Source organism: Boseongicola sp. (assembly GCA_014075275.1).
Taxonomy (GTDB): domain Bacteria; phylum Pseudomonadota; class Alphaproteobacteria; order Rhodobacterales; family Rhodobacteraceae.
On the sequence record CP046179.1, the window covers coordinates 2,939,749 to 2,959,651 of the forward strand.

Genomic DNA, 19,903 nt, shown 5'->3' on the forward strand with positions numbered 1-19,903 from the left:
TTTAGGGCGACTTCAGGCTCTCTTTCAACTCGTAAAGTATTTGCAAGGCTTGTCGGGGAGTCAGGTTATCTGGATAGATCTCCGCCAACTTGGCCTCAATTATTGATGACTTTGATTGGATCGCCGGAGTTACTGGAATAGCGGCGAACAAGGGCAAGTCATCAATTAGGGTCTTTTGACGGGTACTTCCTTCGCGTTCACCCTTCTCAAGAGCTTCGAGGATGACTTTTGCGCGCTCGATAACAACCAACGGTAAGCCAGCGAGTTTTGCAACCTGAACGCCGTAACTTCGATCTGCGGCGCCCTTGCGAACTTCGTGCAAAAATACAACATCGCCCTCCCACTCCTTGACGGCGACGGTTGCATTTTGAACCCCGGATAGGCGGCCATCCAGTTGGGTCATCTCGTGGTAGTGGGTTGCGAAAAGCGCGCGGCATTGGTTTGCATCGTGAAGATGCTCTAATGCGGCCCAAGCAATCGAAAGCCCGTCATAGGTGGCCGTTCCACGGCCAATTTCGTCTAAGATGACCAGCGACCGATCGTCGGCTTGGTTCAAAATCGTTGCTGTTTCAACCATTTCGACCATAAACGTCGATCTGCCGCGCGCCAAATCGTCTGAGGCACCAACGCGGCTAAACAAATGAGTAACTAGTCCAATATGAGCCGCTAGTGCGGGCACGAAGCCGCCCATCTGAGCCAATATTGCGATCAGGGCATTCTGGCGCAGGAAAGTTGACTTGCCTGCCATATTGGGGCCGGTCAGCAACCAGATTGAACCGTTTTCTGAGCCGCCGAGATCGCAATCATTGGCGATAAACGGTTGTCCATTTTCCTGAAGAGAATTTTCAACGACAGGATGCCGACCAGCCGTGATATCAAATGCTCGGCTTTGATCGACAATTGGACGGCACCAGCCGTGCGAGCGCGCATTTGCAGCGTGACCTAGAAGCACGTCAAACTCTGCAAGTGCATTTGCGGCGCTTCCTAACGTCATCGAGCATTTGAGAACTTCGGACCGAAGATCCTCAAATGCCGCTTTCTCAAGTTCAAGCGCCCTAGCACGTGCATTGTGGATTTTAGTTTCGATCGAAGAAAGTTCAACGGTCGTAAATCTTACTGCGTTTGCAATTGTTTGGCGGTGAATAAATTTCTCGGATAACGGTTCGGACAGCATCCTATCGGCGTGAGTGGCGGTCGTTTCGACAAAATATCCTAGGACGTTATTGTGCTTAATCTTCAGTGTGGGAATTCCGGTATAGTTAGCATAATCCGCTTGGTATCCAGCAATTACCCCTCGACCTTCATCGCGCAGCCTACGTGCTTCGTCGAGTTCCTCGCTATAGTTTGCGGCGACAAAGCCACCGTCTCGGACAAGAATTGGCGGCTCTTCAACCATCGTACCTGAAAGTAGTTCTATGAGGTCAGAAAATCCTACTAACTTCCGGCTCAATTCGGTGACTAAATCAGGCATTTTATCTGAAATATGTTGATAGATCTCGCCAGCTTGAGCCAAGGTGTTTCTGATGGCCGCCAAGTCACGCGGACCTCCGCGATCTAATGCTAACCGAGACAATGCTCGATCCATATCTGGGACTCTTTTTAGGGCGTGCCTTAGAAGCTTATTAAGTTCGGGTTCATTTACAAAATATTCCACCGCGTCTTGAGTTGACACAATGACATTGAGATCTCCTGACGGTGAAGAAAGTCGGCGTTCTAGAAGGCGCCCACCTCCGGCAGTAACCGTTTTGTCGATGACCGAAAGCAAGGTTCCCGACTTTCCGCCGCTCAGAGACTGGACCAATTCTAGGTTTCGACGTGTTGCGGCATCAATTTGCATAGAAGCGCCACACACTTCTCGAATTGGTGCTCTGAGCAAAGGTAGTTTGCCTCTTTGCGTCAGATCAAGGTAGTCGACGATGGCGCCCAGAGCCGAAATTTCTGCTCGAGAAAACGCTCCAAAGCCGTCCATTGTATCAACGCCGAAATGCGATTTCAGTCTATTCGTTGCTGCCTGACTATCGAAACTGGCACTGGATAGAGGTGTCAGGGATGCGCCAGATTCAGTCACTAATTCAGCAATAACGTCAGATGGGGATTCAGCAACGAGGACTTCGCTTGGGCGCAATCTTGCCATCTCGAAAGAAAAACGCTCTGTCGGAATCGCCAACACTCGAAGTTCGCCAGTGGAAATGTCGACCCACGCTATTGCGGCCTCACCTCTAATTTCACTAATTGCCGCCAAATAATTGTGTCGGCGCGCTTCAAGCAAAGCATCTTCGGTTAGCGTTCCAGGCGTGATCAGTCGAACAACGCCTCTTTTGACAACGGATTTTGAGCCGCGTTTCTTGGCCTCAATTGGATCTTCGAGTTGTTCGCAGACGGCAACTCGAAAGCCCTTTCGTATGAGAGTCTGCAAATAGCCCTCGGCGGAGTGTACCGGCACGCCACACATCGCGATGTCTTTTCCCAGGTGTTTGCCGCGCTTGGTCAGCGCAATATCCAGCGCTGCGGCAGCTTGATCCGCGTCGTTAAAAAACAACTCATAAAAATCACCCATCCGATAAAACAGCAGTGCATTCGGATGCTCGGCTTTGATCTCAAGATATTGGGCCATCATCGGAGTGACGGCGGCACTAGCAACGGTCAATAAGAATACCCCCCAGAAACGGCTGATACAAAACTAACCACCTGTCCAGTTGGGTAAAAGCAGAAATCGATCGCTTGCCCTCGTTGCGCGACGCCTTAAAGTCGGGCCGACAGAGAGGGCAAACATGGCAAACACGAAATTCACTCGCGAAGATGCGCTGAACTTTCATATGCACCCGTCGCCCGGGAAATTTGAAATTCAAGCTACAGTGCCAATGAACACGCAGCGCGACTTGTCACTGGCTTATTCACCTGGAGTTGCTGTTCCATGTGAAGAAATCGCTGCGCAGCCCGAAACGGCCTACGACTACACCAACAAGGGCAACTTGGTGGCGGTAATATCCAATGGCACCGCGGTTCTGGGACTAGGAAATCTGGGAGCGCTCGGCTCGAAGCCGGTAATGGAAGGCAAATCTGTTTTATTCAAAAGATTTGCCGATGTTAACTCAATCGACATCGAATTGGATACCGAAGATGTGGACGCATTGTGTAATGCCGTTCGTCTAATGGGCCCGACATTTGGTGGAGTGAACCTCGAGGATATCAAAGCGCCCGAGTGCTTCATTATCGAGCAACGTCTCAAAGAAGAAATGGACATCCCGGTATTTCATGATGATCAGCATGGAACAGCGGTTATCTGCGCCGCTGGACTTATCAACGCGCTGCACATTTCGGGCAAAAATATTGAAGACGTCAAAATTGTGCTGAATGGAGCTGGCGCTGCGGGCATAGCCTGTGTGGAGCTGTTGAAGCGAATGGGTGCCAGGCACGAGAATTGCATTGCTTGTGATACAAAAGGCGTCATTTATCAGGGTCGCAAGGATGGAATGAATCAGTGGAAGTCAGCCCACGCGGTGGAAACTGACCTTCGCACTTTGGCCGATGCAATGAATGGCGCGGATGTATTTCTGGGGGTTTCCGCGAAGGGTGCCGTCACCCAAGAAATGGTCGAAAGCATGGCTCCAAACCCAGTAATTTTCGCCATGGCAAACCCAGATCCGGAAATTACTCCAGAAGATGCGCAGGCTGTAAGAGAGGATGCGATCGTTGCTACAGGGCGGTCAGATTATCCTAATCAGGTCAATAACGTGCTAGGTTTTCCGTATCTGTTCCGGGGAGCGTTGGATATCCACGCTCGCGCCATCAACGATGAAATGAAAATTGCTTGTGCTGAAGCGTTGGCCGCTCTTGCTCGTGAAGATGTGCCCGATGAAGTCGCGATGGCATACGGTCGAAAGCTAACATTCGGACGTGATTATATAATCCCGACGCCATTCGACCCACGCCTAATTCATCGCGTACCACCTGCGGTTGCTCGTGCGGGAATGGACACCGGCGCAGCCCGTCGACCCATCATTGATATGGTTGGGTACGAGCTTCAGCTGAAATCGAGAATGGATCCTACGGCATCCATATTGCGTTCCATAAACGCCCGTGCGCGGGCAGCTCAGTCGAGAATGATCTTCGCAGAGGGTGACGACAGTAGGGTATTGAGAGCGGCCGTCAGCTATCAACGGAACGGATTCGGCAAGGCAATAGTGATTGGCCGCGAAGCTGATGTTAAGCAGCGGCTGACTGCAGAGGGAATGCCTGAAGCTGTTCAAGAAATTGAAGTGGTAAACGCCGCCAATACGCAGCATTTGAACGTCTATAAAGACTTTCTTTATAATCGTCTTCAACGACAAGGATTTGACACTTCGGATATTCACAGGATGGCAGCGAGAGACCGGCATGTTTTTGCCGCGCTTATGCTGGCTCACGACCATGGCGATGCGTTGGTCACCGGTGCAACGCGAAAGTCTGCACATGTCCTAAATCTGATAAACCATGTATTCGATGCAAAAGCCGAGGATGGCGCCGTCGGCGTGACAGCGCTTCTTCATAGAGGTCGGATTGTATTGATTGCTGATACACTGGTTCATGAGTGGCCAGACGACAATGATTTGGCTCATATTGCGGTACAAAGCGCCAAGGTGGCGCGCGGGCTGGGGCTGGAACCAAGGGTTGCATTTGTTAGCTTCTCGACTTTTGGGTATCCGGTTAGTGAGCGAGCAGAAAAAATGCACATGGCACCAAAAGTGCTGGACGGCATGAATGTGGATTTCGAATATGAAGGGGAGATGACGGTCGACGTAGCTCTTAACGAGTCGGCTCAAACGGCATACCCATTCTCTAGGCTCACTGGTCCGGCGAACATCCTTGTCGTTCCGGCCCGACATTCTGCATCAATTTCGGTTAAACTTATGCAAGAGATGGCGGGCGCAACCGTCATTGGGCCGATCTTGGCCGGTGTTGACAAGCCTATCCAAGTTTTGCCCACCGTAAGTAACGTCAACGACATCTTGAACATGGCCGTCCTGGCAGCATGTAAGGTTGGTTAATGGCGAAAATTTGGTGTCTTGGATCAATCAATATTGACCTGTTTTATCGGGTTCCTCACCTACCAGCGCCAGGTGAAACTCTTGCTGCTTTGGATCATGATAGGGGCTTGGGAGGCAAGGGAGCAAATCAGTCTGTTGCAGCCAGCAAGGCGGGCGCACAAGTTTATCACATTGGATGCATTGGAGCATCTTCAGACTGGATAATTGAGCGACTCCAATCCTTTGGCGTCGACACCACTTTTTTACGCGTAGTGGATGAGCCGACTGGTCATGCAATAATCAATGTCGACCAATCAGGTGAAAATTCGATCGTTATATATCCTGGCGCAAATATTGGTTTAAATACCGGACAATTTGAAGCAGCGATTGCATCAGCGCGCGCGGGTGACATTCTGTTGATGCAAAACGAAACTAACCTTCAAACCGAATCGGCGAGAATAGCGGCTGAGAAGGGTATGCGCGTGTTTTATTCTGCAGCTCCATTTGATGCGAAGGCAGTCGAGCAAGTCATTCCCTATTTAGACGCATTGCTTATGAATGAAATTGAGAGCCAGCAGCTGTCAGATGCTACGGGAAGCAGCCTGATGGATCTTCCCATTGACAATATTGTTGTCACTCACGGCGAGAGAGGAGCACGGTGGTTGAAGACGACGGATAGGCAAGAAATTGTTTCACCGGGCATAAAGGTGCGGGCGGTTGATACAACCGGTGCTGGCGATACATTTGCAGGTTATCTTGCCGCTTCGGTGGCTGCTGGCCAAAAACCCCAACAGGCTATTGAGACTGCCACGCGTGCTGCAGCTCTGAAGGTTACAAAAAGGGGGACTGCGGACGCAATCCCCACCTACTCAGAAGTTCAAGCGTTTTCAGCTTAGCTGTGCTGATCTGCGAAGATGGCCTTCTTGCCCCATAACTCCTTAACCCTGGCATCTCGGCCGCACCCCTTGCGATAGAACTTGTACGCACTTTCCTGGGTTTTTGGCCCGCGTCGAGTTAGGACGATTTTGGTGCCTTTGTAGTAATCCTGATGCCTGGCTTCAGCTATGTAAAACGCACCTGCGTCAAGAATTGGAGTTACGATTTTACGGCCTAGTGTGCGCTGGGCGCTAGCTTTTGCCGCTTCTGCAGCTGCGCGCTCTTCATCGTTGGTAACGAAAATTGCTGTGCGGTAGCTATCACCTCTATCGCAAAACTGTCCACCAGCATCGGTTGGATCAACGGACCGAAAGAAGGCATTAAGAAGCGCGGCATACGATACGATTTCAGGGTCGTAGTCGATTTCAACCGCTTCAAAGTGACCTGTACCGCCGCGCGTTACCTGCTTGTACCCAGGATTCTCGACGTGGCCGCCAGTGTATCCGGAAACTACTTCGCTCACACCGCGCACGCTTTCAAAGTCCGACTCTACACACCAGAAACACCCACCAGCAAAGTAAGCCTTGCGGGTTTCCATCGCGTTCGCTGACCCACACTGAAGCGCCACTCCCATCAGAATCAGAAGTGCGAGTAACGGCGCTTTGGCCTGTTGAAGTGTCAGTGTCATAACGCGATCCTTTGTTGGGTACCCGTAATCTGCGGCAGAACATGCGTTACAATCAATTCAACGGCGCGTGAGGTCGCGCGTGTGTGAAAGTTGTTTCATTGATACTGGGCGGTCAACCAGAGTGGCACGAGAGTAAATGCTGCGAATGGTAGAGGAAATAGATCGAAACCTGTCTTGATATCTATCGTGCAAGTCTGTTCATTGTCAGACGTCAGGACAGGCGGAGAATTGGCTATGCGGATAGCGATGTGGTCTGGACCGCGAAATCTCTCAACGGCTATGATGTATGCGTTTGGGTCAAGACCGGATTTTGCTGTCTGGGATGAACCGTTTTATGCGGCCTACCTTGCAAACACAAATGATCCACACCCCCTCCAGGACGAAATAGTCGAAAATGAGGAGTCCGATCCTCGAATTGTAGCTCATAGGTGCATCGGACCAATTCCCGAAAACAAACCAAATTTTTACATGAAACATATGGCACACCATATGATTGAGACCTTTCCATTGGATTGGTCAAAGAGCTGTACCAATATTCATCTCATTCGGCATCCTGCTCGAGTGATTGCGAGTTACTCTGTAAAGCGAGGGTTTCCGACATTAGACGACATCGGCTTTAAGCAGCAAGCCGCCATCTTTGATTTGGTTGGCGGTTTGATTGTCGACAGCGCCGACATTCGCGACAATCCGGGCCTTGCTTTAATGCGGATTTGTCAGGAAGTGGGGCTTAGATTTGACGAGGCAATGCTGGCTTGGCCACGTGGTGGTCATGCGTCAGATGGAACTTGGGCGCCGCATTGGTACGGTGCCGTGCATAAATCAGCCGGTTTTGCAGGCCCAGAAGGACCCATGCCGAAGTTGGACAACGATTCCCAGAATCTCGCTGATGCGGCGATGCCGTGGTATCACTCAATGTATGAGCGAAAACTCAAAATCAATTGAAGTTAGCCTCTCAGGCGTTTGTCTCTTGCGGCCAATAGCTTTAAGCGAAGTGCATTCAGCTGAATAAACCCGGCGGCATCTTTCTGATCATACGCGCCGGCATCCTCTTCGAAAGTCACGTGAGCTTCGGAATACAGCGAGTGATCAGACCAACGTCCCACAGTGCGTACTGAGCCTTTGTAAAGTTTTAGCCGGACTGTTCCCGTAACGTGTTCTTGGCTCTTGTCGATCAGAGCCTGAAGCATTTCGCGTTCCGGACTGAACCAAAATCCGTTGTAGATTAGTTCCGCGTACTTTGGCATCAGCTCGTCTTTCAGATGAGACTGGCCACGATCCAAAGTAATCTGCTCGATGCCGCGATGCGCCTCAAGCAGAATAGTTCCGCCGGGAGTTTCATAAATTCCCCGGGACTTCATGCCGACGAATCTGCCCTCAACAAGATCCAACCGCCCTATCCCGTGCGCACCCCCAAGCTTATTCAGCTCGGTCAATATTGTTGCCGGAGACATTTCGACTCCGCCGACGGAAACGGCATCGCCACGTTCGAAACCAATCTCCACGAATTCAGGCAGGTCCGGAGCGTCCTCGGGGTGAACCGTTCGCTGATACACATAGTCAGGTGCCTCATCGGCGGGATCCTCGAGAACCTTGCCTTCGGACGATGTGTGCAAAAGGTTTGCGTCGACGCTGAATGGAGCTTCGCCGCGTTTGTCTTTTGCGATCGGGATCTGGTTTTGCTCGGCGAACTCGAGCAACTTTGTTCGGCTGCTTAAGCCCCATATCCTCCACGGCGCAATAACCTTAATATCCGGGTTTAAAGCATATGCAGCCAATTCGAACCGAACTTGGTCGTTGCCTTTGCCGGTTGCGCCATGCGAAACCGCATCCGCACCTGTTTCAGCAGCAATTTCAACCAGCCTTTTCGAAATCAGCGGTCGAGCGATAGAGGTGCCCAGAAGGTAAAGACCTTCATAAAGAGCATTTGCGCGAAACATCGGAAATACAAAGTCTCTCACAAACTCTTCGCGCAGGTCTTCTATATATACTTCGCTGACGCCCAAAAGCTCGGCTTTCTTGCGCGCCGGTTCAAGTTCTTCGCCCTGGCCGAGATCGGCAGTGAACGTAACGACTTCACATCCATACTCAGTCTGCAGCCACTTCAGGATAATCGAAGTATCTAGGCCGCCGGAGTAGGCGAGTACAACTTTTTTGGGCGCAGACATGAAAATCCCTTTCGGACGCTTTCAAAGACCAGCGGCATTTACGGTGTTTTTGAAAAAGGGACAAGCGATCACATGAATAAAGAAAGGGGCGGCAGGATGCCGCCCCTAATATAGCCCTCGCTTGGGGGTCGGGTTATTCTGTCAATCCGGCTAGCTCTTCGCCTTCAGGACAGTCTTCTAAACCTTCGCAGGCTTCGGAATCGTCTTCGATTGAGTTGATTGTGTCAGTTGTCTGAAGTCAGCGCCTATGGGTCTGTCTGAAGTCAGCGCCTATGGGTCCAATTAGGTTAATTTGATAAGAGAGTTTTGTTGGCTCATCGTAACCACTGAGGAGTGGGACATGAGACAGACAACTGGAACTCGCAGGAGCCCCGGCGAGAAGATCGTCAAAGAGATCAAGCGCGCGACGCGCAAACAGTATTCGTCAGAAGAGAAGATCCGGATCGTGCTGGATGGCTTGCGTGGCGAAGACAGCATTGCTGAGTTGTGCCGTCGTGAGGGAATATCTCAAGGTATCTACTACAAATGGTCCAAGGACTTCATGGAAGCTGGCAAACGGCGGCTTGCTGGAGATACGGCGCGTGCGGCTACGACCGACGAAGTCAAGGACCTGCGCCGCGAAGCCCGAGACCTGAAGGAGGTCGTTGCCGAGCAAACACTGGAACTGCGTCTTCTCAAAAAAAGCATGACCGGCGGTGGGGGCGACCAAGAATGAGGTATGCTGCATCTGAGAAGTTGGAGATCATCCGGCTTGTTGAGGGGTCGCATTTGTCTGCTCGTCGAACATTGGCAAAGCTGGGCATCCCCCGCACCACATTTTACCGTTGGTATGATCGGTATCGGCAGCGCGGCGACGCTGGCCTTGTGGATCAAGCGCCTAAGCCCAGACATGTCTGGAACCGCATCCCCGACGAAGTCCGGCGCAAGGTCGTCAAGCTGGCGCTGCAGGAGACGGAGCTGTCGCCGCGCGAACTGGCAGTGACGTTCACGGATCGGGAGCGCTACTTCGTCTCGGAATCTTCAGTCTATCGGGCCCTGAAGGCCCACGATCTGATCACCAGCCCGGCCTTTATCGTGCTCAAGGCGGCAAACGAGTTCAAAGACAAGACCACTGCGATCAACCAGCTTTGGCAAACCGACTTCACCTATCTCAAAGTGCTTGGCTGGGGCTGGTTCTATCTCAGCACAATCCTGGACGACTACAGCCGCTACATCATCTCGTGGAAACTCTGCACGAACATGCGGGCAGAGGACGTGACGGACACCCTGGATTTGGCGCTACAAGCATCAGGGTGCGATCAGGTTCACGTCATCCACAAACCCCGCCTCCTCAGCGACAACGGGTCCAGTTACGTCTCTGGCGATCTGGCTGAATGGCTGCAGGACAAAGGCATGAAGCATTCTCGGGGCGCACCATATCATCCCCAGACACAGGGCAAGATCGAGAGGTGGCATCAAACCCTGAAGAACCGCATCCTATTGGAGAACTACTTCCTTCCGGGAGACCTCGAAACCCAGATCGAAGCCTTCGTCGATCACTACAATCACAAGCGCTACCACGAGAGCCTGAACAACGTCACACCCGCCGACGTCTACTTCGGGCGTGACAAAGCCATTCTAAGACAACGGGAAAGGATCAAACGAAAGACGCTCGAAGCGCGGCGCTTGCATCACCGCCTGCACGCCGCATAATCAAACCAACCAGATCAGCCAAACTCTCTCTTAGTCTAGGCCGCCCTTGGTTCCAAAAACCCTGACGACGGACAGTTGAAAGGCGAAAGGACACTTAAGACAGTGGCCAGCCAAAAACCGACGATCGCCGTCATTCTGCAGTAGCTTCAATGCCTGAGCATAATCAGTCCAAACTGCTGTATGACCATCTTCTGTTGGAGGTCCAAGCTGCAACGTAGGTCTGGCCATGTAGATCTGACAGATTTTTTCTGCCCAAATGTTGTATTCGGGCATGAACGTGAAGCGTCGATAGACTCCTAAACGTCGCGGGCGATCGATTACCCATCCTGTTTCTTCTAGGACTTCGCGATGAAGTGCTGGCAATACATGCTCACCGGGGTCGACGCCGCCACCCGGCAGTTGGAACTCAGGCCGGGGAACTTCCTGATGAGTCAGTAACACAGAGTTATTGCGAACCAAAACAGCATACACGCCGGGTCGCCTTCTGTAACTTTGATTGCGACGTATGGATTCACCAATTACTGGGATCATCCCTTGGTCCTGTCCTTGAGCCCCCTATATAGACGCGGTATGCACGGCCCCGCTTGGCAAGGAAACCCCATGAATTCTGGATTAAATATCACTTGGGACGATACTGTCCTTCCATTCCAGCTTGATAGGACCAATACGCGTGGTCGCGTCGCCCGATTGGATGGCTTGCTGCAGCAGGCATTGTCTCAGCACGCTTATCCCAAGATTATCGAGGCACTAGTCGCTGAGGCGACTTTATTGACAGCACTAATCGGCCAATCCATTAAATTACGGTGGAAGTTATCACTCCAAATACGTGGTGACGGACCAGCTCGACTGATTGCGACCGACTATTATGGTCCTTCGAAGGATGGTGAGCCTGCTAAGATTCGAGCCTACGCGAGCTTTGATGCGGACCGATTGAACACCGAAGCAGATCCATTTTCGCAAGTGGGTAGTGGATACTTTGCTATTTTGATCGACCAGGGTGAGGGAATGACACCCTATCAAGGAATTACGCCGCTGGTTGGTGGATCTTTGGCAGCCTGCGCCGAATCATATTTTGCTCAATCCGAACAACTTCCAACGCGCTTCGCTCTGAGTTTTGGCCAATCCCAGGAGCCTGGCGGAACCATGAACTGGAGAGCAGGCGGTGTTATGATTCAACAGATGCCGAAGGCAACCGGAACCGTCGGCGAAGGAGGATCCGGTGAGGGTGGATTATTGGAAGCAGACGACATCCTGGTCGGAGTTGAAGCTGAAAATTGGCAGCATGTGAATGTGCTTTTGTCGACGGCCGAAGACATCGAATTGATTGGGCCAAATGTGCAGCCAACGGAACTGTTGGTTCGATTATTTCATGAAGACGGACCTCGTGTTTTTGATGCGCAAACGATTAGATTCGGTTGCACATGTTCATCAGACCGTGTTCGTAAATCTCTTTCAATCTACTCGGCAAGTGACATCAACCACATGACAACAAAAGGTGGAATCGTTACCGCCAATTGTCAGTTCTGCGGAACCCACTATGAATTCGACCCAAAGACACTTGGGTTCGAGGCTAAACGTGAATTTTGATATTAGGCAGTCGATTGCAAAGGCCCTTGCAGCTCCTGGCGACCGGTCCTCGGATTTTGATCTAAACCCGACGGCGCAAATCCCTGCAGGTCAAGAATTGCGAGCAGCAGGGGTTCTAGTACCAATTGTCGTTCGACCGTCCGGTGCGAGGCTATTGCTAACAAAAAGGGCCCCTACACTGAGGCACCATCCGGGACAGATTGCTTTTCCTGGTGGTAAAGTTGACGAGCGTGACGATGGTCCAATAATGGCTGCATTGAGAGAGGCGAATGAAGAAATCGCGCTGCCAACTGATTCCGCTGAAATCGTTGGCTGCTTGCCGCCGCATGAAACAGTAACCGGGTTCTTAGCAACGCCAGTGGTCGCAATAGTCTCGAACGACTTCAGACCAACACCTGCGCTGGACGAGGTAGCTGAAGTCTTCGAAGTTCCTTTTCGGCACGTTCTCGATCTGACAGCATACAGTATTCAATCACGCAGATGGCGTGGCGAGCAAAGGCATTACTTTACGGTGCCGTGGGGTCCCTATTACATCTGGGGCGCAACTGCGCGTATGTTGCACGCGTTAGCTGACCGGATGAATGAGCATGCAGATAGAAGCGGATTGGCTTAGATCCGAATCGACACAAAGTGTTTTGCGGATGCTTTCTAAAGCCGGGCACCAGGGGTTGGTGGTTGGTGGTTGTGTTCGGAATACCATTCTAGGTCTGACTACGACGGACATCGACATAGCGACTTCTGCTCGGCCTGAAACCGTTCTGGAACTTGCCCATTCAGCAGGGATGAAAGCCTTGCCAACAGGCATTGAACACGGAACGGTTACCGTTGTTCATAACGACACACCTTATGAGATCACGACATTTAGAGAAGACATCGAAACTGATGGCCGCCACGCGGCTGTCGCATTCACAGATCAACTGGAGAAAGATGCCAGCCGCCGGGACCTAACAATGAACGCAATTTACGCGGATGCGGAAGGTCATGTTCTGGACCCGCTAGAAGGATTAGACGACCTTCTAAGCCGTCGTATCCGGCTTATCGGAGATCCGAACCAACGGATTCGCGAAGATTACTTGCGAAGTCTTCGCTTCTTTCGGTTTTTCGCTGAGTATGGAGACCCGGCACTTGGATTTGATAGCGATGCGCTTTCGGCCATTTCTTCCAATTTAATTGGAATGGCGGGCCTGTCGGCAGAGCGAATTGGCGGAGAATTTCGCAAACTCCTATCGGCGGCAGACCCTGCTCCGGCGTTGGCGGCCATGAACTCAACAGGAGTTCTACACTCGGTTCTTCCCGGAGCTGACGCAATGTGGATTGCCCCACTGGTCCACCTAGAAGCAACTAAGAATATTGCCCCTGACCATATTCGTCGACTGACGGCATTGGGCGGAACGGATGTCGAAAAAAGCCTCCGGCTATCACGGTCGGAATCAAAATTACGTGGTCAACTTCTGAGCGCTTTGTCCAAGGGTTGGTCTACCATGGAACTGTCTTGGAGAATGGGAGCGAAAAACGCTTGGAGTGTTTTGCTCTTGAAGCACGCAATATCCGGACAAGAAATCCCCGATTGCAGCTCAGAAGAGATCAGTCTTGCCGCAAACTATCACTTTCCAGTGACGGCTAACGATTTGATGCCAAAGTTCAAAGGCCGCCAGCTTGGGGCTGAATTGAGAAGACTTGAAAATACTTGGATCGACAGCGACTTTTCCATGTCGCGTGCTGAACTTCTGGAAACCGTTCGCAAAGAGGGATGACATTGAACTGCCGATCAGCTAGGCAGGGTGCTACCGAAAAAGGAGATAGCAATATGATTTACAGGATCTGTATTCCAACCGCCTGACCGGTTCGATCCTGTATGGGTGCCGGTTTTCCTGCCCCGCTTCATTTTGCCGACTAACTTCCTCTCGGAGCTTTTCAATGTTTCGCTTTTTCGAAAACCTCGTCGACCCATATTGCGACTACCCCCAGTCTGACTGTCCGCCGAGTAAATTGTGGCCCTTCATCTGGGAATATTGCTTACCCTTTCGCAGGGTGTTTGCGATTACCGGTTTTCTGACGATGTTCGTTGCCGTCGTAGAGGTTTGGTTGATTTCCTATCTCGGTCGGTTGGTGGATGTTTTGGCAAGCACCGAAGTCTCTAGTTTTTGGGATTCTTATGGGACCGAGATGCTGCTGATCGGTCTTTTTTTATTAATCTTGCGCCCGTTGATACAGGTCATCGACGTTGGATTTCTGAACAACACGATTATGCCCAATCTCGGAACGCTGATACGATGGCGCGCGCACAACCATGTTCTTCGTCAGTCGATTGGGTGGTTTGAAAACGATTTTGCAGGCCGTATCGCGAACCGCATCATGCAAACACCGCCGGCAGCTGGTGAAGCAGTGTTTCAGGTGTTTGACGCTTTGGCTTATTCGGTGGCCTACATTGGTGGTGCATTTATTCTGCTGTCGGGTGCTGATCCGCGCCTCATGCTTCCGCTTGCCGCATGGCTGATTTTGTATGCTCTGTTGGTGCGTTGGGTTGTTCGCAAGATAGGCCCAGCAAGCAAAGCTGCATCTGATGCCAGAAGCGTTGTGACTGGGCGAGTAGTGGATTCCTACACGAATATTCACTCGGTCAAGATGTTTGCGCACACGGATGGCGAACGAGAATACGCACGTGAGGCAATTGAAAACTCTCGTAAGACGTTCCAGTACGAAATGAGACTCTACACTATAATGGACGTTTTCCTGACGCTGATTAATGGGTTCCTTATCGTCGCGGTTGTTGGGTGGGCGATATGGCTTTGGTCGACTGAGGCGGCTTCGGTCGGGGTTGTTGCTGTAGCGTCCACTTTGGTGCTCAGGCTAAATGCAATGACTGGATGGATAATGTGGGCATTGTCTTCGTTTTTTCGTAACCTGGGCATTGTGGCAGAGGGTATGGAAACAATTGCTCAACCAATCACTTTGGTTGATCGCAGCGACGCCATGCCATTGCGTCTGAGCAAGGGGGCAATTGAACTTGAAAATTTGTCTCATCACTACGGACGCTCCGTTGGTGGCTTGGATTCGATAAACCTAAGAATTGAGCCTGGGGAAAAAGTTGGCCTGATCGGACGCTCAGGCGCCGGGAAGTCGACAATGGTTAAACTTCTGCTGCGGTTCTATGATGCCGAAACTGGAGCCATCAAAATAGATGGCCAAGACATTGCGAGTGTTACCCAGGATTCATTGAGAGCCCAAATTGGTATGGTCCAGCAAGACTCTTCTCTCCTTCACCGTTCGGTTTATGACAATATCTTGTATGGACGTCCTGACGCGAGCAAAAAAGACGTAATCGAGGCCGCTAGTCGAGCCGAAGCACATGAGTTTATCGAGGGACTAAAAGACGCTGACGGACGAACCGGCTACGAGGCACAAGTCGGTGAGCGCGGAGTAAAGTTGTCCGGCGGACAGCGTCAAAGAATTACCCTTGCAAGAGTGATCTTGAAGAACGCGCCGATATTGATGTTGGATGAAGCAACCAGCGCCCTGGACAGCGAAATCGAGGCGGTCATTCAGGAAACATTGTATTCGATGATGGAAGGCAAAACAGTAATTGCGATTGCGCATCGCCTTTCCACCATTGCTCGCATGGATCGAATTCTGGTTTTGGAAGAAGGGCGGATTGTCGAGCAAGGCTCGCACGATACTCTTTTGTCGCAAAACGGATTGTATGCGCGATTTTGGAACCGGCAGTCCGGTGGGTTCATAGATACAAATATCGAGGCTGCGGAGTGAAGAGGGCGGGTGATTTAATCGACGCATTCCGCCCCGCGGATGGGCCGCCGCCTCAAACTCTGGCGGCATTTTTTGGATGGGCGCTTAAGGGTTCCTTTCCAATGCTTTGGTTGGCCGGGTTTCTTTCGGCTGCCGCGGGAACATTGGAAGTTTTGACTGCTCTTCTCTTGGGTCTGGTGATTGATACCGCCTTGGCTTCAAATCCAGACACGTTCTTTTCGCAGAACTGGCTCGTGGTTCTCAGTGTGCTGGCTTTCTTTGTGATCGCGAGGCCAATTTTGTTTGGTCTGTCATCGCTTGCGAATTCCGTGATCGTTCTGCCAAACGTCAATCCACTCGTTCTGACCCGCTTGCATCGGTGGACTCTTGGTCAATCTGTGACTTTTTTTGACGAGGATTTTGCTGGCCGCATTGCCCAGAAGCAGATGCAAACGGCACGTGCGTTGGCGGACGTGGCAGGTGAAGTCACAAATGTGATGTTTTTCGCACTTGCATCGTTGATCGGATCGGCGCTGATGCTGACGGCAATCAATGGTTGGATGGCTACAGCGCTGTTCATTTGGTTGATCGGCTATTTTGCTCTGGTACGGTGGTTCATGCCCCGTATTCGGCTACGTTCAAAGGTACGGGCCAATTCTCGGGCCATGGTGACCGGGCAAATCGTGGATACGATTACCAATATTAAGACCGTAAAGTTATTTGCTCATGCCGACTTTGAAGAAGGTGCTGCGATAGATGCCGTTCGCGATTTTCGTTCTAAAGCGTTAGATTATGGCTATATTGCCGCAGCTTTTCGGTTTTGCCTAATGGCCGTTGCTGGTTCAGTTCCGGTCATTCTAATCGGTGGTTCGCTTTATTTTTGGACACTTGGGTCTGCTTCACCTGGCGATATTGTTGCTGCAGGAGCGATCTCTATTCGAATTTCGCAAATGACGGGCTGGGTGAGCCATGTCTTGATGATGATCTACGGAAATCTCGGCGAAGTCGAAGATGGCATGCGAACACTAACGCTGCCTCATACTTTGGTGGATCGCGAAAATGCCGAAGGCTTAGTCGTGGGTGAACCGTCAATCACATTTTCTAACGTGACTTTTGCATATGGTCGAAAAACAGGTGGAGTTGCGAACATAGATCTGACCATAAAATCAGGCGAAAAGCTGGGCATTGTCGGTTCGTCGGGTGCTGGAAAGTCTACTTTGGTTGCTCTTTTACTGCGTCTTTATGATGCCGAGAGGGGCCGTGTCCTGGTGGCGGACCAAGACGTTGGGCTGGTCACACAGGAAAGCCTGCGCCGCAAGATTGGCATGGTTACTCAGGAAACGGCCATGTTCAATAGATCGGCAAGGGACAACATTCTTTACGGTAATCCTGAAGCGTCGAATGCCGAGATCATCAGCGCGGCAAAGCGTGCAGAGGCCCACGAATTTATTCTTGGCCTTCAAGATCATCGCGGGCGGTCGGGATATGATGCGCATTTGGGCGAACGAGGCGTTAAATTGTCAGGAGGTCAAAAACAGCGAATTGCGCTGGCTCGAGCCATCCTTAAGGACGCTCCGATCCTTGTGCTGGACGAAGCGACAAGCGCCTTGGACAGCGAAGTAGAAGCGTCAATACAGGCGGCTCTTAACACGGTTATGGAGGGAAAAACGGTTTTGGCTATTACACACCGTTTGTCGACGATTGCCCGGATGGACAGAATCGTCGTTTTGGACGAGGGCCAGTTGGTTGAAGAAGGCACGCACCAATCGCTATTGGCCAAAAATGGACTATATGCCCGATTTTGGCTGCGCCAATCAGGCGGTTTTCTAGGTGTACAAGAAGCGGCTGAATAGATGGCGACTGTTACGATTGAACGACTCGGGCATTTAGGAGACGGAATCGCGCCGGGTCCGATTTATGCGCCACGAGTTTTGCCTGGAGAACAAGTCACCGGCGAAATCAATGGCGACCGAATGTCGGCTCCAAAAATTCTGCAACCGTCACACCACAGAGTTTCCGCGCTTTGCCGACACTATAAGGTTTGCGGCGGATGCGCAGTACAACACGCTTCTGACGATTTCGTATCCATTTGGAAAGCGGACATCGTGGAACGTGCTTTGGCGTCTCACGGCCTACGGTCAACAATCCGGAAGATTTCGACTTCTCCATTGTCTTCCCGGCGGCGGGCAGTGTTATCCGGTCGGCGAACAAAAAAGAGTGCAACTGTCGGATTTCACGCCACGGCCAGCGATATAATCCATGAAATCCCTGATTGCCGAATACTGACGTCTTCGTTAGTCGGAGCGCTTCCAGTCCTAAAAGACATCACCCGGATAGGCGCAACCCGCAAGAGCGAACTGCGTCTGGCTGTAACTGATACAGAAAGTGGGATCGACCTGTCGGTTCATACCGGACGGTCCTTGGATATGGATCTCCGCCAGCAGCTTGCGGCAATTGCTGAGCAGAACGGACTGGCCAGAATTACTTGGGATAACGAGATTGTTGCCCAGAGTTGTGAACCTATATTGAAAATCGGCACCTCGCCAGTACCGATTCCACCCGGTGCATTTTTGCAGGCAACAAGCGAGGGCGAGGCGGCGTTGATTTCTTCTGTCGAGGAAGCGTTGGGCCCAACAAAATCTGTCGCAGATTTGTTCGCTGGTTGCGGAACATTTGCGCTTTCGCTTGCGCAGATGATGGATGTTCATGCGGTAGAAAGTGATGCGGCTTCACTACACGCCTTGGATGCAGGTTGGAGGCACTCGACAAGGACAAAATTGGTGACGACTGAAAAGCGTGATCTGTTTCGCCGACCCTTGACGCCGGACGAACTCCAACGGTTTGAGGGTGTTGTTATTGACCCGCCAAGAGCGGGCGTACAAAGTCAGGCAGAACAATTGGCAAATTCTGGAATCGGCAGAATTGCAGCAGTTTCCTGCAATCCAGTGACATTCGCACGAGATGCCGCAATTTTAACCAAATCGGGCTACAGGCTTATTTGGGTCGACATTGTGGACCAGTTTCGATGGTCAGCACATGTTGAGCTGGTTGGCGCTTTTGAGCGCGCGACAACGTGATACGTTTAGTTGGTTATCTGGTTTAAAAAGAAACGAAACCGGCCGGGCAGAAAATGAAATCAACTAGACGAAACGCCATGTTTGGGCTCACGTCACTGCTATTATCGGCATGCGGCTCGCGACTGCCGACATATCGGGGACCTGACGTAACACGGGTAGTTGTTTTTAAAAACGACCGCCGGATGTATCTTTTGCACGGAAATCGTGCGTTGAAGTCCTATGATGTCGATCTTGGATTTGCGCCAGTTGGGGACAAAAGAATGGCGGGAGACGGCAAGACTCCGGAGGGGCGCTATGTGATTGATCGTCGAAACCCCCGAAGTAGTTTCCATCTATCACTTGGGATCGATTACCCCCGCCCTCATGATATTGCAGAGGCTCAGCGCCTAGGAAAAGAGCCCGGCGGCGACATATTCATTCACGGTCGGGGCAATCTTTATACTGCTCTACGCAAGGATTGGACTTGGGGCTGCATTGCAGTCACCAACGATGAGATGGACGAAATCTATGCAATGGTTAAGACTGGAACAGAAATATCAATTCACAAGTAGAAGTGGTTGATTCTCGCCCAATACCAAAGTCCACCAAATCTTGCCGCTTGGTTCTTGAAACCAGGCAAACCCCAGTTCGCCTGCCCGTGGATCCAAAAGAACTCCGCGAGTTTCGGGTTGCTCCATCCATGCAGCAAGTGTTTCCAATTCGGTTTCGTAGGTTTCCGAGATGTTTTCGCCCAGCAAACGCCCCACATATCCAGAAGTTGCTGCACGGCCAATTGGATTAGAGCCGTCCGAACCAAAGTGCCAAGGCCGATTTTGGAATGACATATCTTGCGAGTGAGTCGCCGCTGCCGCATTGAGCTCGGCTGAGAACGCAACCTGTTGCACACCTGCCGCACTTCGAAGGGCGTTAACGCCATCCAGCATGCGGAATTGTATCCGGCTTTGGTCGCCTTCCTGGATACGATACACCTGCGGGAGAGGCTTCCCATCGGGCCCTAATGGAGGGGGTGGTGTGGCGCATGCGGCCAATAAAACAAGGGTTATCAAAGCCAGTGCGCGTCGGATCATA

At 51.5% G+C, this 19,903-nt stretch carries 16 protein-coding genes; 11 read left to right on the plus strand and 5 right to left on the minus strand.

The genetic code is table 11. The annotated features are described in order from the left end of the window. Position 1: 1 nt before the first annotated feature. Positions 2-2,617 (minus strand): DNA mismatch repair protein MutS, encoded by a 2,616-nt coding sequence (gene mutS, locus GKR98_14790; GenBank protein ID QMU60120.1) that lies wholly within the window; start codon positions 2,615-2,617, stop codon positions 2-4. Positions 2,618-2,771: 154 nt separating this feature from the next. Here mutS and GKR98_14795 point away from each other — a divergent pair, with 154 nt between their 5' ends. Beyond that, on the plus strand, positions 2,772-5,027 hold the full coding sequence (locus GKR98_14795) for an NADP-dependent malic enzyme (GenBank protein QMU59339.1): 2,256 nt from the start codon (positions 2,772-2,774) through the stop codon (positions 5,025-5,027). Continuing rightward, positions 5,027-5,902 carry a ribokinase gene (locus GKR98_14800; protein ID QMU59340.1) on the plus strand — a complete coding sequence of 292 codons (876 nt, stop codon included), beginning with the start codon at positions 5,027-5,029 and terminating at the stop codon, positions 5,900-5,902. The genes GKR98_14795 and GKR98_14800 overlap by 1 nt, the downstream gene beginning before the upstream one ends. Here GKR98_14800 and msrA read toward each other — a convergent pair. Continuing rightward, a complete protein-coding gene (gene msrA / locus GKR98_14805) occupies positions 5,899-6,570 on the minus strand; it encodes a peptide-methionine (S)-S-oxide reductase MsrA (protein QMU59341.1) in 672 nt (223 codons plus the stop codon). The two genes, GKR98_14800 and msrA, sit on opposite strands and share 4 nt — an antisense overlap. A 234-nt stretch (positions 6,571-6,804) precedes the next feature. Between msrA and GKR98_14810 the strand changes: the two genes are divergently transcribed. Continuing rightward, positions 6,805-7,512 carry an HAD family hydrolase gene (locus GKR98_14810; GenBank protein QMU59342.1) on the plus strand — a complete coding sequence of 236 codons (708 nt, stop codon included), beginning with the start codon at positions 6,805-6,807 and terminating at the stop codon, positions 7,510-7,512. 2 nt (positions 7,513-7,514) lie between these two features. Here GKR98_14810 and GKR98_14815 read toward each other — a convergent pair whose 3' ends face one another. Next, on the minus strand, positions 7,515-8,735 hold the full coding sequence (locus GKR98_14815; protein ID QMU59343.1) for an argininosuccinate synthase: 1,221 nt from the start codon (positions 8,733-8,735) through the stop codon (positions 7,515-7,517). A gap of 340 nt (positions 8,736-9,075) precedes the next feature. Here GKR98_14815 and GKR98_14820 point away from each other — a divergent pair. Continuing rightward, positions 9,076-10,427 (plus strand): IS3 family transposase gene (locus GKR98_14820; protein ID QMU59344.1). Its coding sequence is split into 2 segments (ribosomal slippage): positions 9,076-9,412 and positions 9,412-10,427, totalling 1,353 coding nucleotides; the frame shifts between segments, so codons are not numbered across the junction. 30 nt (positions 10,428-10,457) lie between these two features. Here the strand turns inward: GKR98_14820 and GKR98_14825 are convergent. Further along, complete coding sequence (locus GKR98_14825) at positions 10,458-10,958, minus strand: NUDIX domain-containing protein (GenBank protein ID QMU59345.1); 501 nt, start codon at positions 10,956-10,958, stop codon at positions 10,458-10,460. Positions 10,959-11,027: 69 nt separating this feature from the next. Here GKR98_14825 and GKR98_14830 point away from each other — a divergent pair, with 69 nt between their 5' ends. The 7 genes from GKR98_14830 to GKR98_14860 all read left to right on the plus strand — a co-directional run bounded on the left by GKR98_14830 (position 11,028) and on the right by GKR98_14860 (position 19,386). Further along, positions 11,028-12,014 (plus strand): Hsp33 family molecular chaperone HslO, encoded by a 987-nt coding sequence (locus GKR98_14830; GenBank protein QMU59346.1) that lies wholly within the window; start codon positions 11,028-11,030, stop codon positions 12,012-12,014. Further along, positions 11,965-12,627 (plus strand): CoA pyrophosphatase, encoded by a 663-nt coding sequence (locus tag GKR98_14835; protein QMU59347.1) that lies wholly within the window; start codon positions 11,965-11,967, stop codon positions 12,625-12,627. Before GKR98_14830 ends, GKR98_14835 begins: the two co-directional genes overlap by 50 nt. Continuing rightward, positions 12,602-13,768 carry a CCA tRNA nucleotidyltransferase gene (locus GKR98_14840; protein QMU60121.1) on the plus strand — a complete coding sequence of 389 codons (1,167 nt, stop codon included), beginning with the start codon at positions 12,602-12,604 and terminating at the stop codon, positions 13,766-13,768. The genes GKR98_14835 and GKR98_14840 overlap by 26 nt, the downstream gene beginning before the upstream one ends. Before the next feature lie 163 nt (positions 13,769-13,931). After that, positions 13,932-15,779, plus strand: coding sequence for an ATP-binding cassette domain-containing protein (locus tag GKR98_14845; protein QMU59348.1), 1,848 nt, complete (start codon positions 13,932-13,934; stop codon positions 15,777-15,779). A 101-nt stretch (positions 15,780-15,880) separates the two neighbouring features. After that, positions 15,881-17,611, plus strand: a complete 1,731-nt coding sequence (locus GKR98_14850; protein ID QMU59349.1) for an ATP-binding cassette domain-containing protein — start codon at positions 15,881-15,883, stop codon at positions 17,609-17,611. Next, positions 17,612-18,835, plus strand: a complete 1,224-nt coding sequence (locus tag GKR98_14855; GenBank protein QMU59350.1) for a class I SAM-dependent RNA methyltransferase — start codon at positions 17,612-17,614, stop codon at positions 18,833-18,835. A 53-nt stretch (positions 18,836-18,888) separates the two neighbouring features. After that, entirely contained in the window at positions 18,889-19,386 is a 498-nt protein-coding gene (locus GKR98_14860; GenBank protein QMU59351.1) for a L,D-transpeptidase family protein, read from the plus strand. On the opposite strand, the gene GKR98_14865 is transcribed toward GKR98_14860, so the two are convergent. Next, positions 19,372-19,902, minus strand: coding sequence for a CAP domain-containing protein (locus GKR98_14865; protein QMU59352.1), 531 nt, complete (start codon positions 19,900-19,902; stop codon positions 19,372-19,374). The two genes, GKR98_14860 and GKR98_14865, sit on opposite strands and share 15 nt — an antisense overlap. Position 19,903: the final 1 nt, after the last annotated feature.